The 16937-nt window shown below is 71.4% G+C and carries 13 protein-coding genes; 8 read left to right on the forward strand and 5 right to left on the reverse strand.

The features are described 5' to 3' along the window. The first annotated feature begins 55 nt into the window (after positions 1-55). Positions 56-856 carry a ParA family protein gene (locus tag BST28_RS02515; RefSeq protein WP_019737192.1) on the forward strand — a complete coding sequence of 267 codons (801 nt, stop codon included), beginning with the start codon at positions 56-58 and terminating at the stop codon, positions 854-856. Positions 857-970: 114 nt separating this feature from the next. Here the strand turns inward: BST28_RS02515 and BST28_RS02520 are convergent, their stop codons facing one another. Together BST28_RS02520 and BST28_RS02525 are read right to left on the reverse strand one after the other, a co-directional pair. Continuing rightward, complete coding sequence (locus tag BST28_RS02520; protein ID WP_065287471.1) at positions 971-2206, reverse strand: Rv3212 family protein; 1236 nt, start codon at positions 2204-2206, stop codon at positions 971-973. Between the two features lie 14 nt (positions 2207-2220). Beyond that, entirely contained in the window at positions 2221-3738 is a 1518-nt protein-coding gene (locus BST28_RS02525) for a DEAD/DEAH box helicase (RefSeq protein WP_065287470.1), read from the reverse strand. 243 nt (positions 3739-3981) lie between these two features. Here BST28_RS02525 and BST28_RS02530 point away from each other — a divergent pair, with 243 nt between their 5' ends. Both BST28_RS02530 and BST28_RS02535 read left to right on the forward strand, forming a co-directional pair. Further along, the gene (locus BST28_RS02530; RefSeq protein WP_029249303.1) at positions 3982-4677 is read left to right on the forward strand and encodes a ferritin-like fold-containing protein; all 696 of its coding nucleotides are present in this window, start codon (positions 3982-3984) and stop codon (positions 4675-4677) included. A gap of 228 nt (positions 4678-4905) precedes the next feature. Beyond that, positions 4906-5160, forward strand: a complete 255-nt coding sequence (locus BST28_RS02535) for a DUF3107 domain-containing protein (RefSeq protein WP_083079792.1) — start codon at positions 4906-4908, stop codon at positions 5158-5160. Here the strand turns inward: BST28_RS02535 and fasR are convergent. After that, positions 5150-5836, reverse strand: a complete 687-nt coding sequence (gene fasR, locus BST28_RS02540) for an HTH-type transcriptional activator FasR (RefSeq protein WP_019737640.1) — start codon at positions 5834-5836, stop codon at positions 5150-5152. The genes BST28_RS02535 and fasR overlap by 11 nt on opposite strands. Before the next feature lie 184 nt (positions 5837-6020). Here fasR and BST28_RS02545 point away from each other — a divergent pair, with 184 nt between their 5' ends. The 3 genes from BST28_RS02545 to BST28_RS02560 all read left to right on the forward strand — a co-directional run bounded on the left by BST28_RS02545 (position 6021) and on the right by BST28_RS02560 (position 9370). Further along, entirely contained in the window at positions 6021-7073 is a 1053-nt protein-coding gene (locus tag BST28_RS02545; protein WP_170306277.1) for a DUF3152 domain-containing protein, read from the forward strand. Between the two features lie 100 nt (positions 7074-7173). Further along, on the forward strand, positions 7174-8352 hold the full coding sequence (moeZ, locus tag BST28_RS02550; protein WP_065287468.1) for an adenylyltransferase/sulfurtransferase MoeZ: 1179 nt from the start codon (positions 7174-7176) through the stop codon (positions 8350-8352). A 163-nt stretch (positions 8353-8515) separates the two neighbouring features. After that, positions 8516-9370 (forward strand): TIGR02569 family protein, encoded by an 855-nt coding sequence (locus BST28_RS02560; RefSeq protein WP_019734757.1) that lies wholly within the window; start codon positions 8516-8518, stop codon positions 9368-9370. Between the two features lie 2 nt (positions 9371-9372). Here BST28_RS02560 and BST28_RS02565 read toward each other — a convergent pair whose 3' ends face one another. Then, positions 9373-9669, reverse strand: coding sequence for an MGMT family protein (locus BST28_RS02565; RefSeq protein ID WP_019734756.1), 297 nt, complete (start codon positions 9667-9669; stop codon positions 9373-9375). After that, complete coding sequence (locus BST28_RS02570) at positions 9669-10463, reverse strand: alpha/beta fold hydrolase (RefSeq protein ID WP_065287467.1); 795 nt, start codon at positions 10461-10463, stop codon at positions 9669-9671. The genes BST28_RS02565 and BST28_RS02570 overlap by 1 nt, the downstream gene beginning before the upstream one ends. 58 nt (positions 10464-10521) lie before the next feature. Between BST28_RS02570 and BST28_RS02575 the strand changes: the two genes are divergently transcribed. Both BST28_RS02575 and BST28_RS02580 read left to right on the forward strand, forming a co-directional pair. After that, complete coding sequence (locus tag BST28_RS02575; RefSeq protein ID WP_065287540.1) at positions 10522-13650, forward strand: ATP-dependent helicase; 3129 nt, start codon at positions 10522-10524, stop codon at positions 13648-13650. After that, positions 13647-16907, forward strand: coding sequence for an ATP-dependent helicase (locus BST28_RS02580; RefSeq protein ID WP_083079793.1), 3261 nt, complete (start codon positions 13647-13649; stop codon positions 16905-16907). Before BST28_RS02575 ends, BST28_RS02580 begins: the two co-directional genes overlap by 4 nt. The last annotated feature ends 30 nt before the right edge of the window (positions 16908-16937 follow it).

The following is a 16937-nucleotide window of genomic DNA, read 5'->3' on the forward strand; positions in this document are numbered from 1 at the left end:
GGGAGGAAGCGATGTGGGGGTACCACCCGCTTGATCGGGAGAGGGGCGGCGCCACATGAGCCGGCTGCGGATATTGGCGGTTGCCAACCAGAAGGGCGGCGTGGCCAAGACCACGACGGTGGCGTCACTGGGGGCGGCGATGGCCGAACTTGGCCAGCGGGTGCTGCTGGTCGACCTCGACCCGCAGGGCTGCCTGACCTTCTCCCTGGGGCATGACCCCGACAAGCTGCCGGTGTCGGTGCACGAGGTGCTGCTCGGCGAGGTCGAACCCAACGCCGCACTGGTGACGACTGAGGAAGGCATGACGTTGCTGCCGGCCAATATCGATCTGGCCGGCGCCGAGGCGATGCTGTTGATGCGAGCCGGCCGGGAGTACGCCCTGCAGCGGGCACTGGCCAAGCTGGACGACGAGTTCGACGTCGCCATCATCGACTGCCCACCGTCGCTGGGGGTGCTCACCCTCAACGGGCTTACCGCGGCCGGAGAGGCGATCGTGCCGCTGCAGTGCGAGACCCTGGCCCATCGCGGCGTCGGCCAGTTCCTGCGCACCGTCGCCGACGTCCAGCAGATCACCAACCCGAAGCTGCGTCTGCTCGGGGCGCTGCCGACGCTGTATGACTCGCGCACCACCCACACCCGCGACGTTCTGCTCGACATCGCCGACCGGTACGGTCTGGCGGTGCTGGGCCCGCCCATCCCGCGCACCGTGCGTTTCGCCGAGGCCAGCGCCTCGGGCGCGTCGGTGCTCGCGGGACGAAAGAACAAGGGGGGCCAGGCCTATCGGGAGCTGGCCGAAGCGCTGCTCAAGCACTGGGAGAGCGGCACGGCACTGCCCACCTTCACCCCCGAGGTCTAGCCGCCCGGCGAGGGCTCTAATCCGGCGAGGGTGCGTGTTTGTACACCGACACGCCGTGTTGGGCCGTACAACTGCGCACGTTCGCGGCGGTGACGGCGGCGACCGGTGCGCGGCTCAGCCCAGCGCGACCACGGTGTCGTCGCGCTGTTCCAGCACCGTGGGACCCGACACCGCCGGGAACACCGCCGACACTCCGGGCGGCCGGCTGACCGGGATGACGCGTTCGGGTGCGCCGGTGCGCTGGTTGAACACGCCGACCCCGCCGGTCACCGGGATCAGCAGCCGATCGGCCATCAGCGCCGCCGGCCCCAGCGGAACGGTGGCCCCGGCCGCCGCAACGGTGTAGCGGTAGGCCAGGCTGCCCGAGTCGAACACCATCACGGCGTCGCCGGTCCACCAGCAGACCAACCCGGTGGGCCGGGACACCTGAAGGGCGGCGCTGTCGGGGCTGGCCTTGCCCGGCAGCAGAGTCTTGGCGATCGTGGTGCCGGTCTGGTCGACCACTTCCACCCGGGGCTGCGGGGTGGGCAGATACACGGCGGTGTTGGTGCCCGAGTCGGAGTCGGTGACCGCCAGCACCCGGGCCCCGGAGTCGGCGGTGACACCGGGCTCGGGAACATGCTGGCGCTCGGGTTCGTCTTCTTCCTTGCCGGGGCGCAGCAGGGTCAGCTGCAGATCATCCTGCCCCGGGCAGGATTCGAGCACCGAGACCGCCGACGACGCCGCGGCAGCCGACACCAGGGTGCAGCCCTGGCCGCGCCCGCGGGCCGACGGTTTGACCCGGGCGTCGATCTCGCCGTAGGACAACACCCGCACCAAGTCCGAGCGCCACAGTTCCAGACGAGTGCTTCCGGCCGAAAGCACCGCGCTGCCCTCGGAGGTGACGGTCACGCTCTTGTCGGCGTAACTGGTTCGAGCCGGCCCCCGCCAGCCCGTCGCGGCGACCACCGCGCTGACCTGACCGCAGCCGCGGGCGTCGGGATACACCGCGACGGCATAGCGGTAGATCCACGACACCGCGCACAGGTCGACCCCGCGGGCATAGCTCCAGCGTTCCTCGCCGGTGACCGGGTCGCGCCCGGTCATCTGCGGCCCGTCTCCGGTGATCACCGTGCCGGAGACCAAAACCGGAGCCCTGGTGACCGGGCTGGACGCCGTCCACAGCTGCTTCAGCGCTGCCGGCACCACGGTGGCCGACGGGGGATTGGTCGTCGAGTCCGATGCCGGCCGGCTGACGGTGGCGCGGGCGTCACTGGTCCACCAGACGATCACCCCGGCGACGACGACCGCGGCCGCGATCACCACTGCGGCCACCAGATCGCCGGGGGTACGGCGCTCCGGTCGCACCATCTCGTCGGCCCGACTCAGCTGCCGTTCACCGTGGCGGCTGCCGCTTTGCTGGGCCGCCGGCGACGACGACGGCGCGGCGCGCTCTGCCCGGTGTCCTCGGATGTGCCGGCGGTGCGGGCCTCGCCGGCATCGCCGGGCCGGGCGGCCTGCGGCGCGGCGTCGGCCGTGCCGGCCTGGCCGCCGCGGGTACGCCGCCGGGACCGGTTGGGGTTACGGGGCGCCCGCTGCCGATCGGCGGTCTGGCGGGTCTCACCGTCGGCCCGCTTGGCCGGTGCCCGGGTCGGCTTACCGACGGTGCCGCCGGCTTCAGCGGGGATGTTCAGCTCGGTGTAGAGGTGGGGGGAGCTGGAGTAGGTCTCCGCCGGGTCCGGGCAGCACAGGTTGAGGGCCTTGTCGATCAGCGTCCAGCGGGCCAGCTCGTCCCAGTCGACGAGGGTGACCGCGACGCCGGTCTTGCCGGCGCGGCCGGTGCGGCCGATGCGGTGCACGTAGGTCTTCTCGTCGTCGGGGCACTGGTAGTTGATGACGTGCGTGACGTCGTCGATGTCGATGCCGCGGGCGGCCACGTCGGTGGCGACCAGCACGTCGATGTCGCCGGTGCGGAACGATTTGAGGGCCTTCTCGCGGGCCACCTGGTTGAGGTCGCCGTGCACCGCGCCCACTTTGAATCCGCGCTCATTGAGGTCATCGGCGACCTTCTGCGCGGTGCGTTTGGTGCGGGTGAAGATCATCGTGGCGCCGCGGCCGCGGGCCTGCAGCACCCGGGCCACCAGTTCCGCCTTGTCCAGGGCGTGGGCCCGGTAGACGAACTGCTCGGTGGCGTCGTGCACCGCAGAGGAGTGCGGCGCCTCGGCGCGGATGTGGGTCGGCTGGTTCATGAAGCTGCGGGCCAGCGTGATGATCGGGCCGGGCATGGTCGCGGAGAACAGCATGGACTGCCGGTCGTCGGGGATGCGGGCCAGGATGCGCTCGATGTCGGGCAGAAAGCCCAGGTCCAGCATTTCGTCGGCCTCGTCGAGCACCAGCACCGACAGGCCGCCCAGCTGCAGGTGGCCCTGCTGTGCCAGGTCGAGCAACCGGCCGGGGGTGCCGACCACGACGTCGGCGCCGGCCTGCAGCGCCTCGATCTGCGGCTCGTAGGGCCGGCCGCCGTAGATGGCCTGCACCGACAGGGGACGATCCCCGGCGGTCAGGTACTTGGCCGCGTCGGCCAGGTCGCCGGAGACCTGGATGCACAGCTCACGGGTGGGCACCACGACCAACGCTCGGGGTGCGCCGGTCAGCGGCCGGTCCGGGCTGGTGGTGACGCGCTGCAGCAGCGGAATGCCGAAGCCGTAGGTCTTGCCCATGCCGGTGCGTGCCTGGCCGATCAGGTCGTCGCCGGCCAGGGCCAGCGGCAGCGTCAGCTCCTGGATCGCGAAGGCGTGCTCGATGCCGTCCTCGGCGAGTGCGCGGACGATCTCGTCGCGAACGCCCAGTTCGGCGAAGCTCGGTGGGGAGGTGGGACGGGTGGTGGAGATAAGCGGGGTCATGCGTTGGCAGGGGCCTTTCGAATTCGGCGCGGTATGTGAGTCGATCGCGGTGTGGTCGGGGCGCACACGCTGTGACGGTCGATACCTGACTTGCCGATTCGGGGGCCCTGCACTCGCCGAGGAGGCGGGCCAACCGCGTGTACGCACATTGCGCGGCAGCGCCGAAATGGCACTGCCTGCCACCCACAGTACCTGGTCGGGCCGGGGATCGGTCGATTGCGGCGCAACGCCTACAGTGTGGTGATGAATTCGGTTCCCTCAGCCGATCCGGTCACGCAGGCATCCCAGCCGCGAATATCAGCCGATCATCCCGGTGTCAACGAGCTTTTCGCCGTGCTCGCCTACGGCGAGGTGGCGGCCTTCTACCGGCTCACCGACGAGGCCCGCATGGCACCCGATCTACGCGGGCGGATCTCGATGGCGGCCATGGCCGCCGCCGAGATGGGCCACTTCGAGTTGCTGCGCGAAGCCTTGGAAAGCCGCGGGGTCGACGTGGTGGCTGCGATGTCGAAATACGCCACCGCGTTGGACAACTATCACCGGCTGACGATGCCCAGCACTTGGCTGGAGGCACTGGTCAAGACCTACGTCGGGGACGCGATGGCCGCCGACTTCTACCTGGCGATCGCCGACGGTCTGCCCGGCGAGGCGGCCGACGTGGTGCGGGCGGTGCTCGCCGAGACCAAGCACTCCCAGTTCGTCGTCGAACAGGTGCGCAGTGCGGTCACCTCCAGCGCCAGGCAACGCAGCCGGCTGGCGCTGTGGTCGCGGCGGCTGCTCGGCGAGGCGATCACCCAGGCGCAGTACGTGCTGGCCGACCACGACGAACTGGTCGACCTGGTGATGTCCGGGGCCGCCGGGCTGACGCATCTGGCCGGGTTCTTCGAACGAATCCAGCGCACCCACGACGAACGCATGCGCGAACTCGGACTGGCCTGACGGGCACGCGACCCACCCGTCGCCCCACGACACGTTCGACTGGCGACCGGAGATGTCGCCATAGTGGGTGCGGGACTGCGCGTTTCGGGATCCCGCCGGTGACTGGGTCCGCATCGACCACGGCGCGAAACGTCGTTATCGCCGACGGCGAACGGCCGGTGCGCCCCAATCCCGCGGCCGTCCACTAGCCTGCTTAGCAACGCCCAACGCGAAATGAAAGGGGCCGGCGTGGAGGTCAAGATCGGGGTCACTGACAGTTCGCGCGAACTGGTCATCAACAGCGCGCAGACGCCGGATGAGGTCGAGAAACTGGTCGCCGCGGCGCTGAGCCAGGCGCCCGACAACCCGGGGTTGCTGTCGCTCACCGACGAGAAGGGCCGCCGATTCCTGGTGCAGACCGCCAAGATCGCCTATGTGGAGATCGGCATTGCCGACAGCCGGCGGGTCGGGTTCGGGATCGGTTCGGAAGCCGCTACCGGGTAAGCGGCACGTGTGACAGTCCGCCCCAGGCGAACGCCACCGTGCCCTCGACGGCGTCTTCCTTGGAGATCGGGCGATCACTGTCGAGCCAGTACCGGGCGCAGTCCACGCTGATCGCGACCAGCCCCACCGCGACCATCCGGGCGCGGTGCGGGTCCAGGCCCGAGTCGTGGCTGACCAGATCGAAGATCGCGTCGATGCACGATTCCGTCGCCACCCGCACCTGCACCGCCACCTGCGGCTCGGCGACGTTGTCGTTCTCGAAGATCAGCCGGTAGCCCTGACCGTCGTGCTCGATGAAGTCGAAGAACGCCTGCACCGCCGAGCGCAGCCGCTGCCGGTTGTCGGTGGTGGTCCGCAACGCCTGCCGCACCCCGGAGACCAGGTTCTCCACGTGCCGGGCCAGCACGGCCAGGTACAGCTCCAGCTTCGAGGCGAAGTGCTGGTAGAGGATCGGTTTGCTGACACCGGCGCGGTCGGCGATCTCGTCCATCCCGGCCGCGTGGTAGCCGCGGTCGACGAAGACCTCGCTGGCCGCGATCAGCAGTTGGCCGCGCCGCTCGTCGCGCGGCAGCCGACTACCCCGGCGGCCGCTGACCGCCGGCGTTTTGGCATTGCCCGAGCCGCGGCCGGCCGGCTTGGCGCCACCCCGCTCGGCCGTGTCGATCGGTTTGCTCATCGACTCCTCAATCCGGATTCGGCCGACCGACGGAACGAGTGCCCGTCGGCCGGTGCGTGAGAGCGAGACTACGCGCTGCACCCGCCACTTCCGCCAGCGACATCCACCAAGACGGTGTCGATTGGTGTCCCGACGGCCCCGACCACCCCTCCCTGGCGCGGCGAAGAGTCGCAGCTCGCAGCGGTTGTGTCATCCTGGGACGGTGACCTACGACCCGGGGCAACACGGCGGCGGTCGAGCCCCGGTGCTTCGGGATCGTTTCCGCGAACCGCTGCGCGCGCAACGTGACCCGCTGGCCGCCGGCGCCGGACGGCTGCGCTCCGATCGCGACGTCCATCGGCAGTGGCGCCGGCAGAGCTGGCTGGGCAGGTTCGTGTCCACCTACGGCTGGCGCGCCTACGCGCTGCCGGTGTTGATGGTGCTCACCGTCGTCGTGGTGTATCAGACCGTGACCGGCACCGGGGTGCGTGCCCCGGACACCAACGAACCGGTCCAGGGCCCGCCGACGATCGGATCGGCCGGCACGTCGATCATCGGCGCGCCACCGCGCGGCCTCACCGAATTCGACGTCAACCTGCCGACCGGTGTGCTGCCCGACGGCGGGCCGTTCACCGAGGCCGGTGACATGGCCTGGCACATCATTCCGGGCACCACACCGGTGTTCGGGCGAGGCACCGAGAAGGTGTTCGCCTACACCATCGAGGTGGAGAACGGCATCGACACCACGGCTTTCGGCGGCGACGACGCCTTCGCCCGGATGGTCGACCAGACCCTGCGCAACCCCAAGGGGTGGACGCACACGCCGCAGATCGGGTTCGTCCGAGTGGACGCGACCAGCGGCGTCGAACCGGATTTCCGCATCTCGCTGACCTCGCCGATGACGGTCCGGGAGGGTTGCGGCTACGAGATCCCGCTGGAAGCGTCCTGCTACAACCCGTCCTACGGGGTGAGGTCGGAACCGAGGGTGTTCATCAACGAGGCCCGCTGGGTTCGCGGCGCGGTGCCCTTCCAGGGCGACATCGGCTCCTACCGGCAGTACCTGATCAACCACGAGGTCGGTCACGCCCTGGGCTATCAACACCACGAACCGTGCGAGAAGCAGGACGCGTTGGCGCCGGTGATGATGCAGCAGACGTTCGGCACCTCCAATGACGACGCGGCGAAGTTCGACCCGGACTGGGTCAAGCCCGACGGCAAGACCTGCCGGTTCAACCCGTGGCCGGCTCCGATTCCCTGAGCCGGTCAACTGCCCTTCGGGAAGCTTCACCCGCGGTTTGTCGTTGCCCCCACCAGCTGCTGTGATGGGTTGGCAGACGCGACGTTGAGGAGATTGCCCGGTGCCGATATCACTGCCGCCGCTGGTGGAGCCGGCCGGCGAGCTGACCAGGGATGAAGTAGCGCGCTACAGCCGCCACTTGATCATTCCCGATGTCGGCGTGCAGGGGCAGAAGCGACTTAAAAACGCCAGGGTGTTGGTGATCGGCGCCGGCGGACTGGGCGCGCCGATTCTGCTGTATCTGGCCGCCGCCGGCGTCGGCACCCTCGGGATTATCGACTTCGACGTCGTCGAAGAGTCGAACCTGCAGCGCCAGGTCATCCACGGGGTCTCCGACATCGGCCGCACCAAAGCCGAAAGCGCCCGCGACTCGATTGCCGAGGTCAACCCGCTCGTACGGGTGCAGCTGCACCAGGTGCGGCTGGACCGGACCAACGCCGTCGAACTGTTCGCGCAGTACGACCTGATCCTGGATGGCACCGACAACTTCGCCACTCGCTACCTGGTCAACGACGCGGCGGTGCTGGCGCACAAGCCCTACATCTGGGGGTCGATCTACCGCTTCGAGGGCCAGGTGTCGGTGTTCTGGGAGGATGCGCCGGACGGGCGCGGCCTCAACTACCGCGATCTGTACCCCGAGCCCCCGCCGCCGGGCATGGTGCCCTCGTGCGCCGAGGGCGGAGTGCTTGGGGTGTTGTGTGCCTCGATCGGGTCGGTGATGGGCACCGAGGCGATCAAGCTGATCACCGGTATCGGAGAACCGCTGCTGGGGCGGCTGATGATCTACGACGCGTTGGAGATGAGCTATCGCACCATTGCGATCCGCAAGGACCCCGCTACGCCGGCGATTACCGAGTTGGTCGACTACGACGCGTTCTGCGGCGTGGTTCCCGAGGAGGACGCCGCCGCGGCCGCCGGGTCCACGATTACGCCCGCCGAGCTGCGTGAGCTGCTGGACTCCGGGCAACAGCTGGCACTGATCGACGTGCGCGAGCCGGGAGAGTGGGCGATCAACCGCATCGAGGGTGCCCAGTTGGTCCCGCAGTCGATGATCAACACCGGCGAGGGCCTGGCGAAGCTCCCGCAAGACCGAATGTCGGTGCTGTACTGCAAGACCGGGGTCCGTTCGGCCCAGGCCCTGGCCACCCTGAAGAAGGCCGGCTTTGCCAACGCGGTCCACCTGCAAGGGGGAATTGTGGCGTGGGCCAAGCAGATGCAGCCCGACATGGTCATGTATTGACGGCGGTTCAGCAAGGCTCGACGCAGGAGAGCCGAAGCTGGGACCGCCGCTAGAACCCGGCGGTTCAGCGAGGCTCGACGCAGGAGAGCCGAAGCTGGGACGACCGCACCGACCCCCGGCGAGGCTCCGCGCCACGCTTGTGATCACCGCTTAGGCTGACCGTGTGACTGTCGAGCCGCCGCCTGAACATGTGCTGGCGACGTTCGGCCTTCGCGGCGTTTCACCCACCCCGCTGGGCGCCGGATGGGAGGACGGCTGGAAGTGCGGGGAAGTGGTGGTGTCGATGGTCGCCGACCACGCCAGGGCCGCCTGGTCGGCGAAGGTACGCGAGACGCTGTTCGCCGACGGCATCCGGCTGGCCCGGCCGGTGCGTTCCACCGACGGACGCTACGTGGTGTCGGGCTGGCGGGCCGACACCTACGTGGCCGGCAGCCCGGAGCCCCGTCACGACGAGGTGGTCTCCGCGGCGGTTCGGCTGCACGAGGCCACCGCCAAGCTGGAGCGGCCCCGGTTCCTCACCCAGGCGCCGGTGGCGCCGTGGGCCGACGTCGACGTGTTCATCGCCGCCGATCGGGCCGCGTGGGAGGAACGGCCGTTCGCTTCACTGCAGGCCGGTGCCCAGCTGGCCCCGGGTTCGGTGGACGGCCAGCGCTCGATCGACTTGATCAATCAGCTCGCCACCTTGCGCAAGCCCACCAAGAGCTCCAGCCAGCTGGTGCACGGCGATCTGTACGGCACGGTGCTGTTCTCCGGTGCCGCGGCGCCCGGCATCACCGACATCACCCCGTACTGGCGCCCGGCATCCTGGGCCGCCGGCGTGGTGGTGGTCGACGCCCTGTCCTGGGGTGACGCCGACGACGGCCTCATCGAACGCTGGGAATCACTGCCCGAATGGCCGCAGATGTTGTTGCGCGCGTTGATGTTCCGGCTAGCGGTACACGCCCTGCACCCGCGGTCGACGGCCGAGGCGTTCCCCGGGCTGGCGCGCACCGCGGCACTGGTACGCCTGGCGCTGTAGCGTCAGAACCGGTGGCGCGCGGTGCGCAGATCCACCTTGCCGTCGGCGGCCAGAATCCCTTCGGCGCGAAGCCGTTCCAACTGCCGCGTGCTCAGGTGCGGCGCCGGCTGACCGGATGCCCGGATCACCCGATGCCACGGCAGATCGGCGGAATCGGTGCGCATGATCCATCCGACAATGCGGGGACTGGAAAGCCCTGCGGCCGAGGCGATGTCGCCGTAGGTGGCGACCCGGCCGGCGGGGATCGCGGCGACCAGCGCGCGCACCGCCTCCACTTGGGCTTCGGTCACCGGAGCCATCAGCACACGGGCAACCGGGCGCGGATCAGCTCGGCAACCTCGCCGGGCCTGGCGTGTGGCACCATGTGCTGGCAGTCGAGGTCCACCAGCCGGAAATCCGGTCCCAGCCGTTCGGTCAGCGCGGTGATGAGGTCTTCGCCCACATACGGGGGTGAGGTTCGGGTGGCCCGCACCAGCGTGGTGGCGGTACCCGGCGCGGGCAGAACGATGTCACGGGCCAGCTCGCTCCAGTAGGACATCATCGCCGGGATGCTGATGCGCCAGCCGACCCGCCCGCTCGGCAAGGTGATGAGGTGTTCGTCGACTTCGGCGTCGAGCACGGCCGGGGCCACGTCGGCCCAGGAGCCGTGTTCTTTTTCCGCGCGTGCTTCGGCGGCATCGGGATAGTCCGGGGAGGCCAGCATCGCATCGGCGATCTGAGCCACCCAGCCGCCGTCCAAGCCGACCGCCGGGTCCAGCAGCACCAGCGCGCCGACCAAATCCGGATGGCTGGCGGCCAGCTGTAGGGCCACCGCGCAGCCGAAAGAATGCGCGACCACCAGGACCGGCTGATCGGCGCAGCGCTTGAGCAGCGCGGCCAGCGCGGTCACGTTGGCGTCGATGGTCCACGGCGCCGCCCACGACGAGCGGCCGTGACCGATCAGATCCGGTGCCGCGACGCTGAATTCCTCCAGATGATCGTCGGCCAAGTGTTGCCAGCGCTGGCCGTGTCCGGTCAGACCGTGGATCGCCAGGATCTGGGCCGGTGCGGGCGGTCCGTAGCGGTGCACGTGCAGGAGATGATCGGAATTCACCCGTCGATGGTGCCAGCCGCGGCCGGAGTTGTCAGAGGGCAGTGCTGTCATGGGCGGTATGACGCAGCACCGGGAGTCGCCGGCCGCCGACACTGAGGCGGCGCTGGACCCGCGTGCACGCGGCGTGCTGCGGGTGCGTGGCGGCCCGGGGACCGGCAAGACCAGCCTGCTGGTCGAGGTGGCCGCGGCTCACGTCGCCGCGGGCGCCGACGCGAATTCGCTGCTGCTGCTGACGGGGTCGGGCCGGCTGCCGGCGGCGGTCCGTGGGGCGCTGACCGCCACGGTGCTGGCGGCGGGCGGGCCCACTTCGGCCCGCGCGGTCAGAGAACCGCTGGTTCGCACCGTGCACGGCTACGCCTTCGCGGTGCTCCAGCGGGCTGCCCGGCGCGCCGAGGCCGCACCGCCCCGGCTGGTCACCGGGGCCGAGCAGGACAGCGTCATCCGCGAACTGCTCGCCGGTGACGGCGCCGGGGCCTGGCCGGCGTCATTGCACGCGGCCCTGGCCACCGACGGCTTCGCCACCGAACTGCGGGACTTGATGGCACGCTGCGCCGAACGCGGCGTCGATCCGGCCGAGCTGATCCGGCTGGGCAGGCGGTGCCGTCGCCCGGAGTGGGCCGCCGCCGGGCGCTTCGCCCGGCAGTACGAACAGGTGATGCTGTTGCGTGCCGCGGTCGGCACCGCCGCCCCCCAGGCGACCACCCCGGCCCTGGGCGCCGCGGAATTGGTCGGGGCCGCGTTGGAGGCCTTCGCCACCGACCCCGACCTGCTGATCGAGGAACGCCGCCGGATCCGGCTGCTGCTGGTCGATGATGCCCAGCAACTCGACCCGCAGGCGGCCCGGCTGGTGCGGGTGCTTGCCGCCGGCGTCGAGCGCACCGTCATCGCCGGCGACCCGGATCAGGCGGTGTTCGGGTTCCGCGGCGCCGAGCCCGCCGCCCTGCTGGCCGACGACACCGACGGCGCCGCCACCCCGGCGGTGACATTAACGGTCTCGCACCGCTGCGCCCCGGCGGTGGCTAACGCCATCAACACCATCGCCGCCCGGCTGCCCGGGCCCGGCACCGCCCGCCGCCTGACGGGCGCCGGGCCCGAGGACGGCTCGGTCACCGTGCGCACCGCGGCCTCCGGTCACGCCGAGGCCGCGTTGATCGCCGACACGCTGCGACGCGCCCACCTGATCTCTGGTGTGCCGTGGTCGCAGATGGCGGTGATCGTTCGCTCGGTTCCGCGCGCGGCGGCCCGCTTGCCCCGCAGCCTGGCCGCCGCGGGCATTCCGGTGACCCTGCCCGCACCCGGTGGCCTGCTGGCCGAGCAGCCTGCGGTGGCCGCCCTGCTGAGCGTGCTGGAGTGCGCCGCCGACGGCGTGGACGGCCGTCGGGCGCTGGAACTGCTCACCGGCCCGATCGGGCGGATGGATCCGATCTCGCTGCGGCAGTTGCAGCGCATCCTGCGCCGCGGTGGCGCGCTGGAAGCAGATTCCGGCGACCGGTTGGCGGCGGTGTTGTCCGGTGACTCCGGCCAGCTGCCGGCCGCGCACGCCCGCCCGCTGCGGCGGGTGCGCGCGGTGCTGCAGGCCGCGGCCCGCAGCCACGCCGACGGCCGGGACCCGCACTACACGCTGTGGCAGGCCTGGAATCGGTCCGGGCTGCAGCAGCGCTGGTTGTCGGCAACCGAGCGCGGCGGGACGGCCGGCGCCCAAGCCGGCCGAGACTTGAATGCGGTAACCGCGCTGTTCGATCTCGCCGAGCAGTACACCGCGCGTACCGCCGGCGCGACCCTGGCCGGGCTCGTCGAGCACGTCAGCGCCATGCAACTGGTGATGCCCAGGGCCGAGCCCGCGGCCGGCGCCGAGGCGGTCGCTGTGCTCAGCGCGCATGCCGCCCTGGGCCGCGAGTGGGATCTGGTCGTCATTGCCGGTGTGCAGGAAGGACTGTGGCCCAATACCGTTCCGCGCGGCGGTGTGCTGGGGACCCAGCGGCTGCTGGACACCTTGCACGGCCTCGGTGACGACGTCTCGGCCCGGGCGCCGCTGCTGGCCGAGGAGCGGCGGCTGCTGGTGGCGGCGATGGGCCGGGCGCGCCGGCAATTGATGCTCACCGCCGTCGACGGGGAGGGGAGTACCGACGGGGCCGAGGAGCAGCTCCCGTCGGAATTCGTCACCGAACTCGCGGCCTGCGCAACCTCCGACACTGATCGGGCACCGGCGCCACCGGTGGTGGCGCCGCCGGTGCTGTCGGCGGCCGGGCTTGTCGGGCGGCTGCGGGCCGTGGTGTGCGCCCCGGCCGGAACTGTCGCTGAGGCCGAACGCGCTGACGCCGCAACGCAACTGGCGCGCCTGGCACGTGCCGGGGTGCCCGGGGCCGACCCGGCCGGCTGGCACGGCACGGCTCCGGTCAGCACCGAGGAGCCGTTGTGGCGTGCCGGTGACGGGCGGGTCGTGACGTTGTCGCCCTCGGCGCTGCAGAGCCTGCTGGACTGCCCGCTGCGCTGGCTGGCCGAACGCCACGGCGGAACCGACGGCCGCGATCTGCGTTCAACGATCGGGTCGGTGATGCACGCCCTGGTCGCCGAATCCGCGGTCACCGCAGAACAACTGCTGGCTGAACTGGACCGGGCCTGGCGGCAACTGCCGTTCGAGTCGCCGTGGTACTCGGCCAACGAACGTGACCGGCACCGCGCCATGATCGAGACGTTCCTGGCGTGGCGGGCGCATACCCGCGGCCAGCTCACTGAGGTCGGCACCGAGGTCGCCTTCGACGGGCCGCTCGACACCGGCGACGGGGTGCGGCTACGCGGCCGGATCGACCGGATCGAACGAGACGCCGCCGGGCGGCTGGTGGTCGTCGACGTCAAGACCGCGAAGACCCCGGTCAGCAAGGACGACGCCCAACAGCACGCGCAGCTGGCCGTGTACCAGCTGGCGGTGGAAGCCGGGCTCCTCGGGCCCGACGAGCAGCCCGGCGGCGCCCGGCTGGTGTATCCGGCCAAGCCCGGAGCCGTCGGCGCCGCCGAGCGCGAACAGGACCCGCTCACCACCGAGACCGGCGACCAATGGCGCCGGCGGATCGCGCAGGCGGCCGCCGCCACCGCCGGCCCGCAGTTCACCGCCCGGGTCAACGACGGCTGCCGGCACTGCCCGATCCGGCCGATCTGCCCGGCCCACACCGGCGGGAGCGGCGCATGACCGCCCGCTACGGCCCGGCCGAGTTGGCGGCCGCACTCGGGCTGCACCAGCCCACCGAGGAGCAGGCCGCGGTCATCGCCGCGCCGCCGGGCCCGCTGGTGGTCATCGCCGGGGCCGGGGCCGGCAAAACCGAGACGATGGCCGCCCGGGTGGTGTGGCTGGTCGCCAACGGCTACGCCGACCCCGGCCAGGTGCTCGGCCTGACGTTCACCCGCAAGGCCGCCGGGCAACTGCTGCGGCGGGTCCGCTCCCGGCTGGCCCGGCTGGCCGGCGCCGGTCTGATGGTCGCCGAACCCGGGGCCCCCGGCTTCGGCCCGGTGGTGTCGGCCCCGGTGGTGAGCACCTACCACGCGTTCGCCGGCGCGCTGCTGCGTGAGCACGGTCTGCTGCTGGGCATCGAGCCCGACACCCGGCTGCTCACCGAGACCGGGCTGTGGCAGCTGGCGTTCGACGTGGTCAGCGGCTATCGCGGCGAGTTGCGCACCGACCGGGATCCGGCCGCGGTCACCGCCATGGTGCTACGCCTGGCCGGGCAGCTGGCCGAACACCTGGTGGACACCGATGCGTTGCGTGACACCCATCTGGAGTTGGAGCGGCTGGTGCACACCCTGCCACCGGGGCCGCGTCAACGCGCCGAACCCAACCAGTCATTGCTCAAGATGCTCGACACCCAGACCGAACGCGCCCAGCTGGTGCCGCTGATCGACGCCCTGCATCAGCGGATGCGCGCCGAGCGGGTGATGGACTTCGGTGCGCAGATGGCCACCGCCGCACGGCTGGCCCAGGCCGACGAATCCGTCGGCGCCGGGCTGCGCGCCACCTACCGGGTGGTGTTGCTCGACGAGTATCAGGACACCGGCCACGCTCAGCGCATCGCGCTGTCATCACTGTTCGGCGGCGGCGTCGATGACGGGCTGGCCCTGACGGCGGTGGGCGACCCGATTCAGTCGATCTACGGCTGGCGCGGCGCCTCGGCGACCAACCTGCCCCGATTCGCCACCGACTTCCCGCTCTCCGACGGCACCCCCGCCCCGACGTTGGAACTGCGGACCAGCTGGCGCAACCCGCCGGAGGTGCTGCACGTCGCCAATGAGATCTCCGCGGAGGCCCGGCGGCGTTCCGTCACCGTGCACACGTTGCGGCCGCGGCCGGACGCGCCCCCGGGCGGGGTGCGGCTGGCGCTGCTGGCCGACGTGGCCGCCGAACACCGGTGGGTGGCCGAGGCGCTGCAACAGCGCTACCGGCAAGCAGCGGCCGACGGCGTCGCTCCCCCCACCGCCGCGGTGCTGGTACGGCGGAACTCCGACGCCGCGCCGTTCGCCGAGGCGATCCGGGCCTGCGGCATCCCGGTGGAGGTGGTCGGGTTGGCCGGGTTGCTGTCGGTGCCCGAGGTCGCCGATCTGGTGGCGATGTTGCGGTTGGTCGCCGAGCCGACTGCCGGGGCCGCGGCGATCCAGGTGCTGACCGGAGCGCGGTGGCGGCTCGGCGCCGCCGACCTGGCCGCCCTGTGGCGGCGGGCGACTGAGCTGGCCCGCCCCGATCGCCCGGCCGGGTCGGTCTCGGCTGCCGAGGTCGCCGCGCAGGCCGGCCCGGATGCCGACACCGCATGCCTGGCCGACGCGCTGGCCGATCCGGGGCCGGCGGAGCGTTATTCGGCCACCGGGTACCGGCGCATCGTCGCACTGGCCGAGGAGCTGACCGTGCTGCGTGGACACCTCTGGCACCCGCTGCCCGACCTGGTCGCCGAGGTGCGCCGGGTGATGGGCCTGGACTGTGAGGTGCTCGCGGCGCAGCCGGTGGCGGTGTCCGGCACCGAACAGCTCGACGCGTTCGCCGGTGTGGTCGCCGGCTACGGGGAGGGTATCGGGGGCCCGGCGTCGCTGCCGGACCTGCTGGCATACCTGGATGCCGCGGCCGTGGTGGAGAACGGGTTGGCCCCTGCTGCACCCGCGGTCGCCGCCGACCGGGTCCAGATCCTCACGGTGCACGCCGCCAAGGGACTGGAATGGCAGGTGGTGGCGGTGCCGCACCTGGTGGCGCGGGTATTCCCGTCGACCGCGTCGCGGCGCAGCTGGCTCTCGGATGCCTCCGAATTGCCGCCGCTGCTGCGCGGCGACCGCGCCGATTTGGGCGCCCACGGTGTCCCGGTACTCGACACCGGCGCGGTCACCGATCGAAAGCAGTTGTCAGACACCATCTCCGAGCATCAGAGCCGGCTGGATCAGCGCCGCGTGGACGAAGAGCGCCGGCTGCTCTACGTTGCGGTCACCCGCGCCGAGGACACCCTGCTGGTCTCCGGTCATCACTGGGGTGTCGGGGAGACCAAGCCGCGCGGCCCGTCGGAGTTTTTGACCGAACTCAAGGCGGTCATCGACAGCGCGGCGTCCGCCGGGCGGGCTTGCGGGGTGGTCGAGCAGTGGGCGCAGGCGCCGGCCGCCGGGGAGCGAAACCCGCTGTGCGACACCGCCAGGGAAGCGGTTTGGCCGGCAGATCCACTGGCCGGGCAGCGTGGCGACGTCGACCGCGGCGCAGCGTTGGTCACCGCGGCGCTGCGGGCCGGGGAAGCACAGGATGGTCTGCCGCCGGTCGACAGCCCGTGGGCCGCCGACGTCGATGCGTTGCTGGCCGAGCGGGCCCTGGCCGCCGCGCAGCCGGCCCGGACGCTGCCCAGCCAGGTCTCGGTGAGCAACCTGGTCGAGTTGAGTCGCGACCCGGCCGGTGCGGCGCAGCGGCTGACCCGCCGGCTCCCGGCCCGCCCGGACCCACACGCCTTGCTGGGTACCGCGTTTCACGACTGGGTACAGCGGCTCTTCGGCGCCGAGCGGCTTTTCGAACTCGACGATCTGCCCGGTGCGGCCGACGCCGACACGGCCCGGGCCGATGCGCAGGAACTGGCGGAGCTGCAGGCCGCATTCCTGGATTCGGCGTGGGCGGCCCGCTCGCCCGTCGCCGTCGAGGTGCCCTTCGAGATGGCCTTCGGGCAGACCATGCTGCGCGGCCGCATCGACGCGGTGTTCGCCGAACCGGACGGCGGCGTCACCGTGGTGGACTGGAAGACCGGGTCGGCGCCGGCCGGGCCGGAGGCCCTGCGCCACGCCGCCGTTCAGCTCGGCGTGTACCGGCTGGCGTGGGCGGCGCTGACGGGCTGCCCGCCGGCCAAGGTTCGGGCCGCCTTCCACTACGTGCGCAGCGGCACCACCGTCGTGCCCGATGAACTACCCGATTTCGCCGAGCTGGCCGCACTGCTCAACTGTTGACGACACGTGTGGTTACAGTGGGTCCGTGCG

The organism is Mycolicibacter kumamotonensis (assembly GCF_002086285.1).
GTDB lineage: Bacteria > Actinomycetota > Actinomycetes > Mycobacteriales > Mycobacteriaceae > Mycobacterium > Mycobacterium kumamotonense.

What these genes read in the sequence shown, in the direction of transcription:
- BST28_RS02520 (WP_065287471.1), bottom strand. Translation starts at nt 2,206, where the DNA reads ATGGTGCGACCGGAGCGCCGTACCCCCGGCGATCTGGTGGCCGCAGTG.
- BST28_RS02525 (WP_065287470.1), bottom strand. Translation starts at nt 3,738, where the DNA reads ATGACCCCGCTTATCTCCACCACCCGTCCCACCTCCCCACCGAGCTTC.
- BST28_RS02515 (WP_019737192.1), top strand. Translation starts at nt 56, where the DNA reads ATGAGCCGGCTGCGGATATTGGCGGTTGCCAACCAGAAGGGCGGCGTG.
- BST28_RS02580 (WP_083079793.1), top strand. Translation starts at nt 13,647, where the DNA reads ATGACCGCCCGCTACGGCCCGGCCGAGTTGGCGGCCGCACTCGGGCTG.
- BST28_RS02575 (WP_065287540.1), top strand. Translation starts at nt 10,522, where the DNA reads ATGACGCAGCACCGGGAGTCGCCGGCCGCCGACACTGAGGCGGCGCTG.
- BST28_RS02565 (WP_019734756.1), bottom strand. Translation starts at nt 9,669, where the DNA reads ATGGCTCCGGTGACCGAAGCCCAAGTGGAGGCGGTGCGCGCGCTGGTC.
- BST28_RS02530 (WP_029249303.1), top strand. Translation starts at nt 3,982, where the DNA reads ATGAATTCGGTTCCCTCAGCCGATCCGGTCACGCAGGCATCCCAGCCG.
- fasR (WP_019737640.1), bottom strand. Translation starts at nt 5,836, where the DNA reads ATGAGCAAACCGATCGACACGGCCGAGCGGGGTGGCGCCAAGCCGGCC.